Below are 18,297 nucleotides of genomic sequence, written 5' to 3' on the forward strand. Positions count from 1 at the left end.
GTTCGCATTCAAAGCAAAGGAATCACCGTGCCGACTTCCTCGCACACCGCCAGCCCGCCGATCGAAACCCTGCCGCCGCAGCGCGTACTCGCGGTCGACGATCTGACGGTCGCTTTCCGCCGTGGCGACGCGACCTTCAACGCGGTGCGCAATCTGTCGTTCACGGTCGAGCGCGGCGAGACGCTCGCGATCGTCGGCGAATCGGGCTCGGGCAAGTCGGTCACGTCGTTGGCGCTGATGCGGCTGATCGAGCATGGCGGCGGCCGTCTCGCCGGCGGCAGCATCGCATTCCGGCGGCGCGACGGCAGCGTGCTCGATCTCGCGAAGGCGTCGTCCGGCACGATGCGCACGGTGCGCGGCGCCGACATCGCGATGATCTTCCAGGAGCCGATGACCTCGCTCAATCCGGTCTTCACGGTCGGCGACCAGATCAGCGAGGCGATCGCGCTGCACCAGGGCAAGAGTCGCGAGGCCGCGCGCGCGGAAACCTTGCGCCTGCTCGAACTGGTTCGGATACCCGAAGCGAAGCGCGTCGCGGCGCGTTTCCCGCATCAGCTATCGGGCGGCATGCGCCAGCGCGTGATGATCGCGATGGCGCTGTCGTGCAAGCCGGCGCTGCTGATCGCCGACGAGCCGACCACCGCGCTCGACGTGACGATCCAGGCGCAGATCCTGCAACTGATCCGCGGCTTGCAGGACGAGATGAACATGGGCGTGATCTTCATCACGCACGACATGGGCGTGGTCGCCGAAGTGGCCGACCGCGTGCTCGTGATGTATCGCGGCGAGAAGGTCGAGCAGGGCGCGTCGGACGCGTTGTTCGCCGCGCCGTCGCATCCGTACACGAAGGCGCTGCTGGCGGCGGTGCCTCGGCTCGGCTCGATGCACGGCACCGATCAGCCCGCGCGCTTCCCGATCCTGAGCGTCGAGCAGGCCGGCGCGAACGGCGCCGATGCCGCGGTGCAGCCCGCCGCGGCCGTCGCCGCAGAAGCGCAGCCGCTGGTGCGCGACGACACGCCGCCGATTCTGCGCGTGCGCGATCTGGTCACGCGCTTTCCGGTTCGCAGCGGCCTGTTCGGCCGCATGACGGGCCGCGTGCATGCGGTCGAAAAAGTCAGCTTCGATCTGCGTCCCGGCGAGACGCTCGCGCTGGTCGGCGAGTCGGGCTGCGGCAAGTCGACCACGGGCCGCTCGCTGCTGCGGCTCGTCGAAAGTCAGAGCGGCTCGATCGAATTCGCTGGCAAGGAAATCAGCTCGCTGAGCGGGCCCGCATTGCAGGCGCTGCGCCGCGATATCCAGTTTATTTTCCAGGACCCGTTCGCGTCGCTGAATCCCCGCTTGACGGTGGGCTTCTCGATCATGGAGCCGCTGCTCGTGCACGGCGTCGCGCAGGGTGCCGAAGCGCAGGCGCGCGTCGCGTGGCTGCTCGAGAAAGTCGGCTTGCCGGCGGAGGCCGCGCGCCGCTATCCGCATGAGTTTTCGGGCGGGCAGCGGCAGCGTATCGCGATCGCCCGCGCGCTCGCGCTGAATCCGAAAGTCGTGATCGCCGACGAATCGGTGTCCGCGCTCGACGTCTCCGTGCAGGCGCAGATCGTCAATCTGATGCTCGATCTGCAGCGCGAACTCGGCGTCGCGTATCTGTTCATTTCGCACGACATGGCGGTGGTCGAGCGCGTGAGCCATCGCGTCGCGGTGATGTATCTCGGCCAGATCGTCGAGATCGGTCCGCGCCGCGCGGTGTTCGAGGCGCCGCAGCATCCGTACACGAAGAAGCTGATGAGCGCGGTGCCGGTCGCCGATCCCGCGCGCCGTCACGCCAAACGCCTGCTCGCCGCCGACGATATTCCGAGCCCGATCCGCGCGCTGCACGACGAGCCGGTCGTCGCGCCGCTGGTGGCGGTGGGACCGGATCATTTCGTCGCGCAGCATCGCGTCGGCGGCGCTTATTGAGCGAAGCGTCGCACCGCGTGGGAGTTGATCGACCTGAAGCAGCACCCACAGCACCAGCCAACCATAACGACCCTGTCACACCCTTAACTCGCAGCCTGGAGCAACCTCATGAACCTGCTGTTCCCGTCCTCTCCGTTTCGTTTGCGCGCGCTCGTCAGCGGCGGCGCGGTGGTGTTCGCGATGCTCGCGGGCAATCTGGCGCACGCCGAAACCACGGCCGTGATGGCCGTCGCGTCGACCTTCACGTCGCTCGATCCGTACGACGCGAACGACACGCTGTCGCAGGCAGTCGCGAAGTCGTTCTACCAGGGGCTGTTCGGCTTCGACAAGGACATGAAGCTCGGCAACGTGCTCGCCGACAGCTATGAGGCGAGCCCCGACGCGCGCGTCTATACGATCAAGCTGCGCCATGGCGTGAAGTTCCAGGACGGCACCGACTTCAACGCGGCGGCCGTGAAAGCGAACTTCGACCGCGTGACCGATCCGGCCAACAAGCTGAAGCGCTACAACATGTTCAGCCGCATCGAGAAGACCGAAGTGGTCGATCCGTACACGGTGCGCATTACGCTGAAGGCGCCGTTCTCGGCGTTCGTCAACGTGCTCGCGCATCCGTCGGCGGTGATGATCTCGCCGGACGCACTGAAGAAGTACGGCAAGGACATCGGGTTTCATCCGGTCGGCACAGGTCCGTTCGAACTCGTCAAGTGGGACCCGGCCGGCGACCTGACCGTGAAGAAGTTCGACGGCTACTGGAAGAAGGGTTATCCGAAGATCGATGCGATCGACTGGAAGCCGGTCGTCGACAACAACACGCGCGCCGCGCTGATGCGCACCGGCGAAGCGGACTTCGCATTCCAGGTGCCGTTCGAGCAGGCCGCGCAACTGCAGTCGAGCCCGAAGGTCGATCTGATCGCGGCGCCGTCGATCATCGAGCGCTACATCAGCATGAACATGAACCAGAAGCCGTTCGACAACCCGAAGGTGCGCGAAGCGCTGAACTATGCGGTCAACAAGGAAGCGCTGACCAAGGTTGCGTTCGCCGGTTACGCGACGCCGGCCGACGGCGTGGTGCCGCAGGGCGTCGACTATGCGGTCAAGCTCGGCCCCTGGCCGTACGATCCGGCGAAGGCGCGTGCACTGCTGAAGGAAGCGGGCTATCCGAACGGTTTCGAAACGACGCTGTGGTCCGCGTATAACTACTCGACCGCGCAGAAGGTGATCCAGTTCGTGCAGCAGCAGCTCGCGCAGGTCGGCATCAAGGCAAGCGTCGAGGCGCTCGAAGCGGGGCAGCGCGTCGCCAAGGTCGAAAGCGCGCAGGACCCGGCGACCGCGCCGGTGCGCATGTACTACGCGGGCTGGTCGTCGTCGACCGGCGAGGCGGACTGGGCGATCAGCCCGCTGCTCGCCGGCTACTCGATCCCGCCGAAGATGGTCAACACGTCGTACTACAAGAGCGACGCGGTCGACAACGATCTGAAGCAGGCCCTCGAAACCACCGACCGCACGCAGAAGGCCACGCTCTACACCGATGCGCAGAAGCGCATCTGGGCCGACGCGCCGTGGATCTTCCTCGTCAAGGAGAAGGTCGTGTATGCGCGCAGCAAGCGTCTGTCGGGCGCTTACGTCGCGCCGGACGGCTCGTTCAACTTCGACGAGATCGCGATCAAGTGATGAGCTGACGAGGCGGCATGCGCAGGCGGCGGCTTACCCAGGCCGTCGCCGCGCACGCTGCTTCGTTGCCCGCCTCATTTGCCGCTCATCTGCCGCTCATTCGCCGGACTGGTTTCATGCTGAACTTCCTCGTCAAACGACTCTTTGGCCTGCTGCCGACGCTCTTCATCGTCGCCGTGCTGGTGTTCCTGTTCGTGCATCTGCTGCCGGGCGATCCGGCGCGGCTCGCCGCCGGCCCCGAAGCGGACGAGGCGACCGTCACGCTGGTGCGCGCCGATCTCGGCCTCGACAAGCCGTTGCCGCAGCAGTTCGTGCGGTTCTTCTGGCGGATGGCGCACGGCGACTTCGGCATGTCGACACGCAGCAAGCGACCGGTGAGCCAGGAGATCGCGGAGCGCTTCTTCCCGACGCTGTGGCTGACCATCGCGAGCATGGTGTGGGCGGTCGTGATCGGCATGGCGATCGGCATCGCCTCGGCGGTGTGGCGCAACCGCTGGCCGGACCGTCTCGGCATGACGCTCGCGGTATCGGGCATTTCGTTTCCGGCGTTCGCGCTCGGCATGCTGCTGATGGAGATTTTCTCGGTGCAACTCGGCTGGCTGCCGATCGTCGGCGACGGTTCGTGGCGCAGCTACGTGCTCCCTTCGCTGACGCTCGGCGCGGCGGTCGCGGCCGTGATGGCGCGCTTTACGCGGGCCTCGTTCGTCGAGGTGCTGCACGAGGACTTCGTGCGCACCGCGCGTGCGAAGGGCGTGCCCGAGCGGCTCGTGATCGTCAAGCACTGCCTGCGCAACGCGCTGATTCCCGTCGTCACGATGATGGGTCTGCAGTTCGGCTTTCTGCTCGGCGGCTCGATCGTCGTCGAGGTGGTGTTCAACTGGCCGGGCCTGGGACAGTTGCTCGTCGATGCAGTGTCGATGCGCGACTATCCGATCATCCAGGCTTTGGTGCTGTTGTTCTCGCTCGAATTCATCATCATCAACCTGATCGTCGACGTGCTGTACGCGGTGATCAACCCAACCATCCGTTTCAAGTGAGGCCCGCATGAGCACCACCGCTACCGGGCCGAACGCGGCCAATCCCGCCGCCGCCGAACGCGCGATCCGCACGCCGTGGAGCGAGTTCTGGCGCAAGTTCCGCAAGCAGCATGTGGCGATGGCCGCCGGCGTGTTCGTGCTGCTGCTGATCGTGATCGCGATCATCGCGCCGCACATCGTGCCGTACGACCCCGAAAACTTCTTCGACTACGACGCGCTGAACGCGGGGCCGTCGGCCGCGCACTGGTTCGGCGTCGATTCGCTGGGCCGCGATATTTTCAGCCGCATCCTCGTCGGTTCGCGCATTTCACTCGAGGCGGGCTTTCTGTCCGTTGCGATCGGCGCGGTGATCGGCACGTTCTTCGGTCTGCTCGCCGGTTACTACGAGGGCTGGTGGGATCGCATCACGATGCGCGTGGCCGACGTGCTGTTCGCATTCCCCGGCATTCTGCTCGCGATCGGCGTGGTCGCGATTCTCGGCAACGGCATGATCAACGTGATCTGCGCGGTGGCGATCTTCAGCATCCCGGCGTTCGCGCGGCTCGTGCGCGGCAATACGCTGATGCTCAAGCAGCTTACCTATATCGAGGCGGCGCGCAGCATCGGCGCGTCGGACTGGACGATCATCATGCGGCACATTCTGCCGGGCACGATTTCATCGGTCGTCGTGTATCTGACGATGCGCATCGGCACCTCGATCATCACGGCGGCGAGCCTGTCGTTTCTCGGCCTGGGCGCGCAGCCGCCGACGCCGGAGTGGGGCGCGATGCTCAACGAAGCACGCGCCGACATGGTGACCGCGCCGCACATCGCGCTGTTTCCGAGCCTCGCCATTTTTCTGACCGTGCTCGCGTTCAACCTGCTCGGCGACGGTCTGCGCGATGCGCTCGATCCGAAGCTGGACCGGCCATGAGCATCAGCCAACATTCCGCTGAGCGTGCGCCGCATATCGGCACGTTGCCGGCCGGACCGCTCGGCACGATCGCCGACGTGGACGGCGTCAGCGTAGGACATTGGACGCTTGCTGAAGGCGCGCTGCAAACCGGCGTGACCGTGATCCGGCCGCATCGCGGCGATCCGTTCGTCGACAAGGTGCCGGCCGCCGCGTCGGTGATCAACGGCTTCGGCAAAAGCGTCGGCCTCGTGCAACTCGACGAACTCGGCACGCTGGAGACGCCGATCGCGCTGACCAATACGTTCGGCGTCGCGGCGCTCGCGCAGGCGCAGATCCGCGCGGCGGTGTGCGCGAATCCGCGTATCGGCCGCGAATGGTCGACAGTCAATCCGCTCGTGTTCGAATGCAACGACGGCTACCTGAACGACATTCAGGCGCTTGCCGTGACCGAACATCACTTCAACGAAGCGTTCGACGCGGCGAGCACCGATGTCGCGAGCGGTGCGCTCGGCGCAGGGCGTGGCATGTCGTGCTTCGATCTGAAAGGCGGCATCGGCACCGCGTCGCGCGTGGTCGGCGCGGCGGGCCGTGACTACACCGTCGGCGCGCTCGTGCTGGCCAACTTCGGCCGTCTGCCGATGCTGACGATCGACGGCATGCCCGTTGGTCGCGTGCTGGCCGAACGCGCGTCCGCGGCTGAGGCCGAGGCGGTTAATGCTGCTAACGCTGCCGCCAACGCAACCGCCGACAAACCCGAGCAAGGCTCGATCATCATGATCGTCGCAACCGATGCGCCGCTCGACTCGCGCCAGCTCAAACGCCTATCGTTGCGGGCTGCGGCCGGTCTTGCGCGCACCGGTTCGGTGTACGGCCACGGCAGCGGCGATATCGCGCTGGCGTTTTCGACCGCGTACACGGTGCCGCATGGCGCGGACTTCGTCGAATTGCCGCCGCTCGTCGCCGATCACCGTATGGACCCGCTGTTTCGCGCGTGCGCCGACAGCGTCGAACAGGCGATCCTCGACGCGCTGTGGCGTGCCGAGTCCGTCACCGGTCGCGACGGCCATCGACGGCTGTCGCTGCGCGACAGCGTGCCGGACCTTGCCCGACTGTTGAGGAATTCCGCGCGATGAAAGTCCTGATTTCCACCGACATCGAAGGCATCGCCGGCGTCTTCCATGCCGAGCAGACGCGCGCGGGCAACGGCGAATACGAAGCCGCGCGACGCTGGATGACACTCGAAGCCAACGCCGCCATCGAGGGCGCGTTCGCGGGCGGCGCGACCGACGTATGGGTCAACGATTCGCACGGCGGCTTTCGCAACCTGCTGCCCGATCTGCTCGATCCGCGCGCCCAGGTCGTGCTCGGCAAGCCGCGCACGCTCGGCATGATGGCCGGGCTCGAATACGGCGCGGCGCTCGTCTTCATGATCGGTTATCACGCGAAGGCGCAAACGCGCGGCATCCTCGCGCACACGATCAACAGCTTCGCGTTCGCGCGCGTCGCGTTCAATGGCGTGGAACTGGGCGAGGCGGGGGTGTATGGTGCGCTCGCCGAAGAATATGGCGCACGTGTCGCGCTTTTATCGGGTGACGATGTGTTTGCCGAGGAAACCGCGCCGCGTTTTCCGGGTGCGCGGTTCGTCGTCACGAAGACCGCGACCGGGCAGGCAAGCGGCGTCACGCGGTCGCCCGCGAGCATGCGCGAGGCGCTGCTGGCCGCCGCGCGCGACGTGGTCCGTCAGCATGTCGAGGCTGGCCGCGCGCCCACCGCGACGCGCGCAGAGCCGCGATCAATCGACTGTGAACTGCGCGTGCAAACCAGCGGGCTCGCCGATCTGTTCTGCCAATGGCCGACGCTCACGCGCGTCGATGGCGTGACGCTGCGCTTCAGTGCTGCGTCGGCCGAGCATGCGGTGCGGATGCTGAACTGCCTGTCGGCGATGTCGTTCATGCTGCGCTGAGCCGCGCGACGTCGAGCCGCTGACGGATCATTGCCGCGGCTTGTCACCGCGGCTTGCTGCGGCGGCCTACTGCTGCTGCCGGCTCAACTCGCGCGCCGCGTGATCGATCGCCTCCGCCACCGCTCCGGCGTGCGACACCGGCGCGAGATGGCTCGACGCGACCGGTACCACCTTCGCGCCGATGCGCCCGGCGATCATTTTCTGCAGATCGGGCGACATCGCGTGGTCCTTCGTCGTCAGCACGTACCACGACGGTTTGTCTTTCCAGCCGACCTGATCGACCGGTTCGTCGAATGCGCTCGCGGCGATCGGCACCTGCGCGGCGGCGAGCACGCGTGCGACGGTCTCGGGCACGTCGGCGGCGAGGTCGGCGTGATAGCGCGCCCGGTCGATCCACAAGAACCCGTTTGCGTCCTTGCTGATGCTTTGGCCGGCCGGCATCGGGCCGCCGGCCTTCATCACGTCCATCGCCGATTCGTGCAGTTGCGGCGCGAGCGCGGCGACATACACCAGCCCGGCGACGTTCGGCGCATTGGCGGCGACCTCGGTGATCACGACGCCGCCCCACGAGTGCCCGACCAGCAGCACCGGACCGTTCTCGCGATCGAGCACGCGGCGGGTCGCGGCGACGTCGTCGGCGAGCGACGTCAGCGGGTTCTGCACCGAGCTCACGTGATAGCCCTTTTGCTGCAGCTTCGCGACCACGCCGTTCCAGCTCGATCCGTCGACGAACGCGCCATGCACGAGCACGATGTTGCGCACCGGACCGCTGGGCGCGGCGGCAGGCGGTTTGCTGGCGGTAGCGGGGGCAGGGGCGGGGGCGGGGGCGGGCGCCGGCTGGTCGCTTGCCTGCGAAGCGGCGTCATCCGCGGCTGGCTGGGCGGCGGGCGCCGTCTGCGCGAGCGCGGACGTGCTCACGCCCGCGCAACAGAGGCACAACACGGCAGCGCAAAGCAAACGTTTGGGCAACATGTTGAAGCTCCGCAGGTTGAGAAGTGGACTTCGGCAACATACCCAGGCGGCATCCCTCTGACAATCACAATCCGCTCGCGTAAGTGCGGCGCAGAACGAAGGCGGGCGGCTCCGAATATCAGAGGAATATCGGTCGCGGTAAAATTGCCGGTTTTTGCCCGGCCGGACCGTGCTGTCCCGCCGGGTAATCCGCCACGGCGCTGCCTTGCGCAGCGCTCCATATGCGGCGGTCTACATGCAGCGATCTCCACACAGCAGGGCGTAATGAACAGTGCAAAGCAGCAACCGGGCCTGAAGCGCGGGCTCAAGAATCGCCACATCCAGTTGATCGCGCTGGGCGGCGCGATCGGCACCGGCCTTTTTCTCGGCTCCGCCAGCGTGCTGCAGGCCGCCGGTCCGTCGATGATCCTCGGGTATGCGATCGGCGGCGTCATCGCGTTCATGATCATGCGCCAGCTCGGCGAGATGGTCGCGCAGGAGCCGGTCGCAGGCTCGTTCAGCCACTTCGCATACAAGTACTGGGGCGATTTCCCGGGCTTCCTGTCGGGCTGGAACTACTGGGTGCTCTATGTGCTCGTCAGCATGGCCGAGCTGACCGCGGTCGGCACCTACGTGCATTTCTGGTGGCCGGGCGTGCCGACGTGGGTATCGGCGCTGGTGTGCTTCGCGCTCATCAACGCGATCAATCTCACCAACGTGAAGGCCTACGGCGAAACCGAGTTCTGGTTCGCGATCATCAAGGTCGCGGCGGTGATCGGCATGATCGTATTCGGCGCCTGGCTGCTGATCAGCGGTCACGGCGGCCCGCAGGCTTCGGTCGCGAACCTGTGGAGTCACGGTGGTTTTTTCCCGCACGGCTTTCACGGGCTCTTCATGATGCTCGCGGTGATCATGTTCTCGTTCGGCGGGCTGGAACTGATCGGCATCACGGCGGCCGAGGCCGCCGAGCCGCAGAAAAGCATTCCGAAGGCCGTCAACCAGGTGATCCTGCGGATTCTGATTTTCTATATCTGCTCGCTGGCGGTGCTGCTGTCGCTGTATCCGTGGAATGAGGTGGCGGCGGGCGGCAGCCCGTTCGTGATGATCTTCTCGCAGATCGGTTCGACGCTGACCGCCAACGTGCTCAACGTGGTCGTGCTGACCGCGGCGCTGTCGGTGTACAACAGCGGCGTCTACGCGAACAGCCGCATGCTGTACGGTCTCGCCGAGCAGGGCAACGCGCCTCGCGCGCTGTTGAAGATCGACCGGCGCGGCGTGCCGTATCTGGCGATCGGTCTGTCCGCGCTGGCGACCTTCGCCTGCGTGATCATCAACTACGTGATCCCGGCCGAGGCGCTCGGCCTGCTGATGTCGCTGGTGGTCGCGGCGCTGGTGCTGAACTGGGCGCTGATCAGCCTCACGCATCTGAAGTCGCGCAAGGCGATGGTGGCCGCCGGCGAAACGCTGGTGTTCCGCTCGTTCTGGTTTCCGGTCAGCAACTGGATCTGCCTCGCGTTCATGGCGCTGATCCTCGTGATTCTGGCGATGACGCCGGGCTTGTCGGTGTCGGTATGGCTGGTGCCGGCGTGGCTCGTGCTGATGTGGGTCGGCTATGTGATCAAGCGGCGGCGCGAGGTGGCGCGCGCGGGCCTGGGGGCCGTGAGCCGATAGGCGCGGATCCTCGCCGCGCGATGGAAAGTCATGTCGTCATCTCGATGGTGTGCCGGAGCGCACGGCCGAGCGGCTTCGTTGCCATTTCACGTAGGGAATGACCAGAATCGTGCACAGGATCAGATAAAGCGCCAGCGTGGGTGCGAACTGCTCGCCGGGATAGTTGGCCGCCGAAATGGCCAGGGCGATGGCGGGATGACGCGAGGCGGTCGACAGCGCCAGTACCATCGAATGCCTGGGCTCCGGCGCCCCCAGGCAGTGCCCGACGGCGAGGCCCGCGAGCACGAACGCCATGATCGCCACCACGGTCCCATGCCCGGTCGACGACCAGATCGCGCGCCAGGTGCCCGCGAGCAAAGCGATCACGCCCACGATCAGCATCAGCCTCGCCAGCCGGCGCACGAGCGTCAGCAGACGCGGTGTTTCGCGCGATGCGAACCGCGCGACCAGTCGACCCGCCGCAAGCGGCACGATGATCATCGTCAGCACGATTTTCATGATGCTGAGCGGGTTCACGGCAAGCGGTAGCGTGAACAGCCAGTTGAAGAGCGCGACCGAGAGCGGCACCGTCACGATCGACATCAGCGCGAGCACCACCAGCAGACCGAGGCCATAACGCGGGACGCCCGCCTCGTTTTCCTTCTTCGGCAGCAGCGGCGGCACCGGCGAGATGGCTAGCGCGGTCAGGACGACGGCGGTCGGCTGCGGTAGTTCGAGGTAGTACACGCACGCGACCACGAGCAACGGCATCACCACTAGCATCGCGACCAGCGAGCGCAGCAGCAGGCCGGGCCGTGCGACGACGTACAGCAGATCGTCGCGCCTCGCCTGCAGACCGTAGGAGAACACCGTTCCCGCGATGGCGATCTGGAGCACGAGGAGAATCAGCGCCTTGACGTTCATTGCATATCCTGACTACGCGCGGGGCTGGACGGCGTTCGACCTCACGTCGCCTGGTCCAGTCTGACGGAAGAACCTTGCGCGGCTCGCCTGGCGATGGCCGCCGCCCGCGGCTGCGACGATGGTGGGCAGCCAGTCGAGGCGACTGACGGTCTCTTTGCACACGGTGCCCGGCTTCACGACGCCCGGCCAGCGCACGAGGCACGGCACATGGTACGCGCTTTCCCGGTTCGAATTCTTCTCGTAGCGAAACGGTGTCATGCCGGCGTCGGACCACGAGTTCATGTGCGGGCCGTTGTCGGTGCTGTACATGACCATCGTGTCGTCGGCGATGCCGAGCTCGTCGGGCAGCGCCAGCATCTCGCCGATATGCTTGTCGTGCTCGACCATGCAGTCGTGGTTCTCCGGTCACGCGGCGCCCGGGCGGGCGACGTGGCGATCTCCAGTATCGGAGCCGCCGTGGCGTTCCGCTATCAGGGTAAGGGGCAAACCGATTGCGCCAAAGGGCAATGAACTTCCTTTCCACCCGGCGCGCCGTTACATTACGCGCAGGAGGGCGTGGTTCGGCGCCGCTCGTCAGGTCGTAGCGCGGCTCGCGCGTTGCGATGGAGTCCGGACAAGACGATGAGCATGCTGAAGGAATCCCGCCGTGCTTTTCGATGCCGCCGCAGCAGGATCGCTCGAATTGTCCGCTGCGTTGCTGCTCGCCTCCGTGCCGTGGCTTGTAGCGGTCGACGCCTTCGCGCAGAGCCAGCCCACCTTCACCGGACCCGATGTGCAGCGGCGCCAATGCCGTGCTCGCGCTGCTGTCGTATACGGTCACGCCGGATCTGTCGGCGAGTTCGCTCGGCATCCGCAATGCGGAGACGGGCAATCCATCGTTGAACATGACGCAGTTCGGCGGTGGCTTCACGCTTAGCCGGAGCTTTCCGCTTTATCTGGAAGGAGCCATCGTCGGATCGCGCTACGACCCGACGTTCATCGCTTCGGACGGCCAGGCGCAGCGCGTGCTGCCCACCCGATGGACCAACGCGGCAGCGACCGGCGGTATCGGCTGGGACTTTCCGCTCAATGAGAAGGGCGATCTGGTGATTCGTCCCATCTTTGATTTTTCTCTGGGCGAGGTGATCAGCGATGCGAGCGCGGCCCAGTTCCTCGTCAATCACAAGACCGGCCAGAACATCGACTTCATCCGCGACGGTTCGCTCAGCGCTTACGGCCTCGGCGGTTCGTTGATGCTGGGCTGGTATCCGCGTCAGGAGCCTTATGAGTTCGATCTCGAACTGCGCTTCACGGATATCTATCTGCAAAGCTTTGCGTCGTCGAGCGCGGTGCGCGGGAGCGCCAACGCGCAGTCGACGAATCTGTATGCGCGCTGGCGCGCGCCGACCGGTTTGCTCGCGCTGAATCGGCCGCTGCGTTACGTGCTCGAACTGTCGCATTCGACCTATCTGGGTAGCCAGGCGAACATTCTTGGGTTCAACCAGCTGACGTCGCTGGGCGTGGGCATCGAAATCGACACGGGCGCGGTGACGAAGCTCTTTTCGCGCCTGCGGATCGTGGGACGATATGCATTCGGAAAGGACATTACGGGCGCGTCTCTCGGGATCGCGCTCAGTTTCTGAGCGGGGGGCAAAGCCGTGATACTGAGATCGATACTGGCTCGCGTTGTAGTTGTTCTGATCGCGATGGTTTGCGCGGCCGCGACTGCGACTGCGGCTGCGGCTGCGGCTGCGGCTGCGGCTGCGGCTGCGGCGGATGATGCGGCGGATGATGCGGCGAGCGGCGCGGCGGTGACGCCCGATGCGCAAGCCGTGGCAGCCGGTGCCGGCGCGCAACCCCGACTTCGGGTGGCGATTGCGTCGGTTGCGCAACGAAACGCTGCTCGCGATGTACGAGGATGGGACCTACGAGCGGATTTACGGGAAGTGGTTTTCGCAGGGGAAGTAGGCGGCCGGGCGGTGAGATTCACCCGCTGCGCCGATACCAGCCGCTGTCCGCGGACGCGGTGGGGCCAGGGGGAAAAGACTATTTAAGCCCCAAACGCTGCCTGACCAACCTATGCAACTCGGGGAGAGCTTTCCGGCGCACGAAGGATTCCGGGTCGTCTATTTCGATTTCGTGAAGAGTCTGATCGGCTCCCGCTACGGGGGCTGAAACCGGCACCCCGGATAATGTGCGCTGCGGCGGTATCCAGGTTCCTACCAATTTGCCGTTCTGGCTGATGACCGTGATTTTCGACATGTCAAAACCAGTCCTGGACGTTCAGATTATGCGGAACCGGACGTGAACCGGGATTGGTGATCGTAATCGTATAGTTCAGACCGTTATTGGTCGCGATCACACCCTGATTGACGGTCACAAGCACGTCGCTGCCGATCACATCGTCGATGATGTTTGGAGCTTGAACAACGACACCTCCGTCGAGCCCGCCGCCGATTGCTGTGGTCCAGGTGACCGTTTGCCCTGGCTCCAAAGTGAAAAGGCCGCCTAGTGAACGATATTGAGCCATGGTGTCAGGGCCTCCAATGCTCGTCTCGCGAATATGCAAAGATCATATTCCATTCCAGCGGCAATAGATGTCCGAGCGGCTGCATCTAACCGGCTACTGTCTGATGCCTACGCCCCCAGGTAACCCTCTACTACGTTTCGGCTTCTGACATCTCGCCAACATCAACGCTTTCGCGATGCTTTTGCCGCCGCGTTGACCTGAGATGCCTTCGCGCCCACGCTCGATTCCCTCACGACGAGTTCCGGCACCGCAAAATATTGCACTGGCGGCTTCTCGTCTTCCGATGCTTCGCTCAGACGTGCCAGCAGTGTCTCGCTCGCAATGGTGCCGAGCTTGTCCGCGCCCGCGAACAGCGTCGTCAAAGGCGGATTGGTGTGCTCAGCCGCGATGACATTGTCACAACCCACGACCGCCAGCGCCTTGCCCGCGCGCTTGCCCATTCTGTCGAGCTCATGCAGCACGCCGATAGCAACCTGGTCGTTGTAGCAGACCACCGCCGTCGGCCGCGGCTTCATGTCGAAGATCGCACGGACCGCATCGCGCCCACCCTCCGGTGTCAAAGGGACATCGACGATCCAGTCGTCATTGACCGGCAATGAGTGCTTCGCCATCGCGGACAGATAACCCTGTCTGCGCTGATAGGCGACCGCGTAGCCCTTGCGGTGGCCGGCGAAGGCGATGCGCGTATGTCCTTGCGCGATCAGATGCTCAGTCGCGAGCGCAAATCCGTAGGTATTGTCGACGCCGATCGTATCGACATCGGGACCCATCGGACGCATGACGAGCACTAGCGGAATTCCCCACGACTGAATCTCTGCAGACAACTCATCCGTCGTTCCCAGCGCGGGAGACATGATCAGGCCGGCAACATTCTGCTCGCGCATGGATTTCAGAACTCTCGTCTGTGTTTCGAGACTTTCGGCGGTGTGAGCCATCAGCGTCGTATAACCGGCCTGGGCCAGCACGCGCTCGATTGCCACCAGCAGCTCCACAAAAAACGGGTTGGTCAGATCATTGATCACCATACCGATCGTCGTGCTGCGCCTGCCGCGCAGGTTCGCCGCCCCGCGGTTGTACACGTAGCCGAGCGCGCGAGCTGCCGCGCGCACCTTTTCCGCCGTCTCGGCCTTGATGAGCGGACTTTCCTGCAAAACGAGCGACACCGTCGATTTCGATACGCCAGCGGCGGCGGCGATGTCCTGGATGGTCGGGCCTGATTTCATGTTGCTCTGCACAATTGGATCGTTCCAAAAAGTGTTTGACACTGCGAAATGAGTCTACTACAGTTCATTGGAACGATCCAACGAACGCAAATTGGAACGTTCCAATGGAGTGAGACATGACTGCAAAAATCCGCTGGGCGCTGATCGGCGCCAGCACCATCGCCGACGAATGGATGATCGACGCGATCCGCTCGCAGCCCGACGGCGAGATCGTCACGGTAATCAGCGGTAGCGCGGAGCGCGCACGCGGATTCGCTGAAAAGAACGCGATTCCTTCGCACTCGACGAATCTCGGCTCAGCACTCGCCGATCCCACCATCACAGCCGTGTACATCAGCAGCACCAACGACAGGCATCTGTCGCAAGCGCTCGCGGCAGCGAAGGCGGGCAAGCACGTGCTGTGTGAAAAACCTCTGGCTTTGACCGCGGACGAAGCCGCGCAAATGATCGAGGCATGCGAGTCGCACGGCGTGAAGCTCGGCACGAACCATCACCTGCGCTGCGCCGCGACGCACCGGAAGATCCGCGAACTGATCCGTGCCGGTGCGATCGGCACGCCTCTGTTCGCGCGCGTCTTCCACGCGGTCTCGTTGCCGCCGCATCTGCGTGGCTGGCGCATCGAACGCCCCGAAGCGGGTGGTGGCGTGATCCTCGACATATCCGTGCACGACATCGACACCCTGCGCTTTCTGCTCGACGACGAACCGGTCGAGGTCAGCGCGATGACGTCGTCGGGAACGATGTCGAGCGCGGGGCTCGCAGATGGCGTGATGGCGATCGTGCGCTTCAGGAACGGCGTGCTCGCGCAACTCCACGACGCGTTCACCGTGCCTTTCGCACCGACTGGACTCGAAATTCACGGCACGACGGGATCGCTGTTCGCAAAGGACGTGATGACGCAACGACCCGTTGGCGAAATCGCGCTGAATACGGCCGACGGCATGCAGAACATCCAGATCGAGCATCGCGACCTGTACTGCACCGCCGTCGCGCAATTCCATCGCGCCATTTCCGGAGATCAAGACCCTGCCGCGACCGGAGTCGACGGCTATCGCTCGCTCGTCGCTGCGTTGTCGCTGATGAAGTCCGCCGAAGCAGGCAGGCACGCGACGGTGCCATCCCGTTTTGCCGAATAAAAATTTGAGGAGATTGACTGTGCGTTCCAGCAAGGTTGTTTCATTGGCCCATGCGGCGAGCCTGATCGACGATGACGAAACGGTCACCGTCAGTTCGTCGAGCGGTCTGGGTTGCCCCGACGCGATGCTCGCCGCCATCGGCGCACGCTTCGAGGCGGAAGGCCATCCGCGCAATCTGACGATGCTGCACCCGATCGCGGCCGGCGACATGTACGGCATCAAAGGCATCGACCATATCGCGAAGAAAGGGCTGATCCAGACGGTCATCGCCGGCTCGTTTCCGAGCGGCCCGTCGAGCCTGCCGATGCCCGACATCTGGCAACTGATTACCAATAACGACATCCGCGCATACAACCTGCCGAGCGGCGTCCTGTTCGACATGCATCGTGAAGTCGCGGCGAAGCGTCCGGGCGTGCTGACAAAAGTCGGACTCGACACGTACGTCGATCCCGATCGCCAGGGTGGCGCGATGAACGCACAGGCGGCCGAATATCCGATCGTCGAAAAAGTGACGTTCGCGGGTGACGAGTGGCTGCACTACAAGAACTTCGTGCCGCGCGTTGCCATCGTGCGCGCAACGACCGCCGATGAACGCGGCAACCTGTCGTTCGAACATGAAGGCGCGCTGCTTGGCGGTCGCGATCAGGCGCTGGCCGTGCGCAATAACGGCGGCATCGTGATCGCGCAAGTGAAGCGCGTCGTGAAGGCCGGTTCGCTGCATACGCAGCAGGTGCACATTCCGTGCAACCTCGTCGACTACGTGGTCGTCGATCCCGCGCAGAAGCAGACCACGCAGATCGAATACGACCCGGAGATCAGCGGCGAAGTGAAGCTGCCCGATAGTGCGTTCGCGTTCGCCGAATGGCACGCGGACAAGGTCATCGCACGCCGGGCAGCGATGGAACTCGCGCAGAACGACGCGGTGAATCTGGGCTTCGGCATCTCTGCAAACGTGCCGCGCGTTCTGCTCGAGGAGGGGCACCGCGACGACGTCACATGGGTCATCGAACAAGGCGCCGTCGGCGGCGTGCCATTGCTCGGTTTCGCCTTTGGATGCTCGGGCAATGCCGACGCGATCATGCCTTCGCCGTCACAGTTCGTGTACTTCCAGGGCGGCGGCTTCGATGTATCGCTGCTGTCGTTCCTGCAAGTGGACCGCTTCGGCAACGTGAACGTGTCGAAGCTGCCGAGCAAGCCGTATCTCACTGCCGGATGCGGCGGCTTCATCGACATCACGACGCATGCGAAGCGCGTCGTCTTCAGCGGCTATTTCACGGCGGGCGCACAGATCGAAGTGGGCGATGGCCGTCTGAAGATCGTGAAGGAGGGCAAGAAGAAGTTCATCGCCGATGTCGATCACGTGACCTTCAGCGGACGCATGGGACAAAAGCGTCGCCAGGAAGCGCTGTATGTCACGGAACGGTGCGTGATTCGACTTGGGGACAAGGGTCTCGAAGTGATCGAGATCGCGCCCGGCATCGATCTGCAAAAGGACGTGCTCGATCAGTGCGATATCGAGCTGGCCGTGTCCCCCTCCCTGAAGACCATGGACGAGTCGATTTTCACTGACTCTCCGTTCGGTCTGAAGCTGAAGGAGGCGCGTCATGGCTGACCCGACATTGATCCAGATCGAGAAGACCAACGCGGTTGCCGTCGTCACGCTCAATCGCCCGGAGAAGCTCAATGCGCTGACGCCGGAGATGCTCGATCAACTTGAAGTTGCGGCTGCGCAGCTCGAGTCCGATCCAGACGTGCGTGCTGTCGTGCTGACAGGCGCTGGTGAGCGCGCATTCTGCGTGGGCGCGGACATCAACCAGTGGTCTGCACTCGCTCCGCTCGACATGTGGCGAGTATGGGTCTCGCGCGGCCATCGCATCTTCGACCGCTGGGCTGCATTGCGTCTGCCGGTCGTCGCGGCGATCAACGGTCCGGCATTCGGCGGCGGTCTCGAGTTGGCCGCGGTGGCCGATGTACGCATCGCGGATCCGCTTGCCACGTTCGCGCTTCCCGAAGCGAGCATCGCAACCTGCCCGGGCTGGTCCGGCACGCAACGGCTGGTTTCGCTGCTTGGCCCGAGCCACGTGAAATCGCTCGCGCTGACCGCGAAGCGGATCGATGCGCAACGCGCGTACGCGATCGGTTTGATCGACGAAATCTCCGCGCCGAAAGAGTCGGTCACTACAGCTGTCGCAATCGCTGAAAAGATCGCGACGCTCGCGCCCGTCTCCGTGCAACTGACGAAGCAACTGATCAACGCCGCCGCGGGATTCGCGGCCGGCGCAACGCTCGAAGCCATAGCGGGCGCGCTGTCCGCGTCGACGCACGACGCCCGCGAAGGCATGGCCAGTTTCCGTGAACGGCGCCCAGCGCAATACGAGGGTCAATGAC

17 protein-coding genes are annotated in these 18,297 nt (G+C 64.6%); 12 read left to right on the plus strand and 5 right to left on the minus strand.

What is annotated here, in order from left to right; translation table 11 throughout:
• Positions 1 to 27 precede the first annotated feature (27 nt).
• The 6 genes from EVC45_RS25710 to EVC45_RS25735 all read left to right on the plus strand — a co-directional run bounded on the left by EVC45_RS25710 (position 28) and on the right by EVC45_RS25735 (position 7,516).
• Positions 28 to 1,950, plus strand: a complete 1,923-nt coding sequence (locus EVC45_RS25710) for a dipeptide ABC transporter ATP-binding protein (RefSeq protein WP_129961047.1) — start codon at positions 28 to 30, stop codon at positions 1,948 to 1,950.
• A 108-nt stretch (positions 1,951 to 2,058) separates the two neighbouring features.
• Positions 2,059 to 3,621, plus strand: a complete 1,563-nt coding sequence (gene gsiB, locus EVC45_RS25715; protein ID WP_129961048.1) for a glutathione ABC transporter substrate-binding protein GsiB — start codon at positions 2,059 to 2,061, stop codon at positions 3,619 to 3,621.
• A gap of 116 nt (positions 3,622 to 3,737) precedes the next feature.
• The gene (gene gsiC / locus EVC45_RS25720) at positions 3,738 to 4,658 is read left to right on the plus strand and encodes a glutathione ABC transporter permease GsiC (protein ID WP_129961049.1); all 921 of its coding nucleotides are present in this window, start codon (positions 3,738 to 3,740) and stop codon (positions 4,656 to 4,658) included.
• Positions 4,659 to 4,665: 7 nt separating this feature from the next.
• Positions 4,666 to 5,571 (plus strand): glutathione ABC transporter permease GsiD, encoded by a 906-nt coding sequence (gene gsiD / locus EVC45_RS25725; RefSeq protein ID WP_129961050.1) that lies wholly within the window; start codon positions 4,666 to 4,668, stop codon positions 5,569 to 5,571.
• Positions 5,568 to 6,686: a P1 family peptidase gene (locus EVC45_RS25730; protein ID WP_129961051.1), complete on the plus strand. Its 1,119-nt coding sequence runs from the start codon at positions 5,568 to 5,570 to the stop codon at positions 6,684 to 6,686. Before gsiD ends, EVC45_RS25730 begins: the two co-directional genes overlap by 4 nt.
• Positions 6,683 to 7,516, plus strand: coding sequence for a M55 family metallopeptidase (locus EVC45_RS25735; RefSeq protein ID WP_129961052.1), 834 nt, complete (start codon positions 6,683 to 6,685; stop codon positions 7,514 to 7,516). The genes EVC45_RS25730 and EVC45_RS25735 overlap by 4 nt, the downstream gene beginning before the upstream one ends.
• Positions 7,517 to 7,582: 66 nt before the next feature.
• On the opposite strand, the gene EVC45_RS25740 is transcribed toward EVC45_RS25735, so the two are convergent.
• Positions 7,583 to 8,488: an alpha/beta fold hydrolase gene (locus tag EVC45_RS25740; RefSeq protein ID WP_129961053.1), complete on the minus strand. Its 906-nt coding sequence runs from the start codon at positions 8,486 to 8,488 to the stop codon at positions 7,583 to 7,585.
• Positions 8,489 to 8,752: 264 nt separating this feature from the next.
• Between EVC45_RS25740 and EVC45_RS25745 the strand changes: the two genes are divergently transcribed.
• On the plus strand, positions 8,753 to 10,138 hold the full coding sequence (locus EVC45_RS25745) for an amino acid permease (RefSeq protein WP_129961054.1): 1,386 nt from the start codon (positions 8,753 to 8,755) through the stop codon (positions 10,136 to 10,138).
• Between the two features lie 36 nt (positions 10,139 to 10,174).
• On the opposite strand, the gene EVC45_RS25750 is transcribed toward EVC45_RS25745, so the two are convergent.
• Positions 10,175 to 11,041: a bile acid:sodium symporter family protein gene (locus EVC45_RS25750; protein WP_129961055.1), complete on the minus strand. Its 867-nt coding sequence runs from the start codon at positions 11,039 to 11,041 to the stop codon at positions 10,175 to 10,177.
• Positions 11,042 to 11,053: 12 nt separating this feature from the next.
• Complete coding sequence (locus EVC45_RS25755) at positions 11,054 to 11,428, minus strand: sulfatase-like hydrolase/transferase (protein ID WP_129961056.1); 375 nt, start codon at positions 11,426 to 11,428, stop codon at positions 11,054 to 11,056.
• 383 nt (positions 11,429 to 11,811) lie between these two features.
• Between EVC45_RS25755 and EVC45_RS25760 the strand changes: the two genes are divergently transcribed.
• Both EVC45_RS25760 and EVC45_RS45750 read left to right on the plus strand, forming a co-directional pair.
• On the plus strand, positions 11,812 to 12,663 hold the full coding sequence (locus EVC45_RS25760) for a hypothetical protein (RefSeq protein ID WP_248295251.1): 852 nt from the start codon (positions 11,812 to 11,814) through the stop codon (positions 12,661 to 12,663).
• A 178-nt stretch (positions 12,664 to 12,841) separates the two neighbouring features.
• Positions 12,842 to 12,988, plus strand: a complete 147-nt coding sequence (locus EVC45_RS45750; protein WP_168991532.1) for a hypothetical protein — start codon at positions 12,842 to 12,844, stop codon at positions 12,986 to 12,988.
• Between the two features lie 295 nt (positions 12,989 to 13,283).
• On the opposite strand, the gene EVC45_RS25770 is transcribed toward EVC45_RS45750, so the two are convergent.
• Positions 13,284 to 13,550: a hypothetical protein gene (locus tag EVC45_RS25770; RefSeq protein WP_129961058.1), complete on the minus strand. Its 267-nt coding sequence runs from the start codon at positions 13,548 to 13,550 to the stop codon at positions 13,284 to 13,286.
• 161 nt (positions 13,551 to 13,711) lie between these two features.
• Entirely contained in the window at positions 13,712 to 14,773 is a 1,062-nt protein-coding gene (locus EVC45_RS25775) for a LacI family DNA-binding transcriptional regulator (RefSeq protein WP_129961059.1), read from the minus strand.
• 116 nt (positions 14,774 to 14,889) lie between these two features.
• Here EVC45_RS25775 and EVC45_RS25780 point away from each other — a divergent pair, with 116 nt between their 5' ends.
• Genes EVC45_RS25780 through EVC45_RS25790 form a run of 3 tightly spaced genes read left to right on the plus strand, consistent with a single transcriptional unit; the run spans position 14,890 to position 18,296 of the window.
• Complete coding sequence (locus tag EVC45_RS25780) at positions 14,890 to 15,909, plus strand: Gfo/Idh/MocA family protein (protein WP_129961060.1); 1,020 nt, start codon at positions 14,890 to 14,892, stop codon at positions 15,907 to 15,909.
• Positions 15,910 to 15,928: 19 nt separating this feature from the next.
• Complete coding sequence (locus tag EVC45_RS25785) at positions 15,929 to 17,521, plus strand: acyl CoA:acetate/3-ketoacid CoA transferase (RefSeq protein ID WP_129961061.1); 1,593 nt, start codon at positions 15,929 to 15,931, stop codon at positions 17,519 to 17,521.
• Entirely contained in the window at positions 17,514 to 18,296 is a 783-nt protein-coding gene (locus EVC45_RS25790; RefSeq protein ID WP_129961062.1) for an enoyl-CoA hydratase/isomerase family protein, read from the plus strand. Before EVC45_RS25785 ends, EVC45_RS25790 begins: the two co-directional genes overlap by 8 nt.
• Position 18,297: the final 1 nt, after the last annotated feature.

The sequence above is a fragment of the Paraburkholderia sp. UYCP14C genome (assembly GCF_004197395.1).
In the GTDB taxonomy this organism is placed as follows: domain Bacteria; phylum Pseudomonadota; class Gammaproteobacteria; order Burkholderiales; family Burkholderiaceae; genus Paraburkholderia.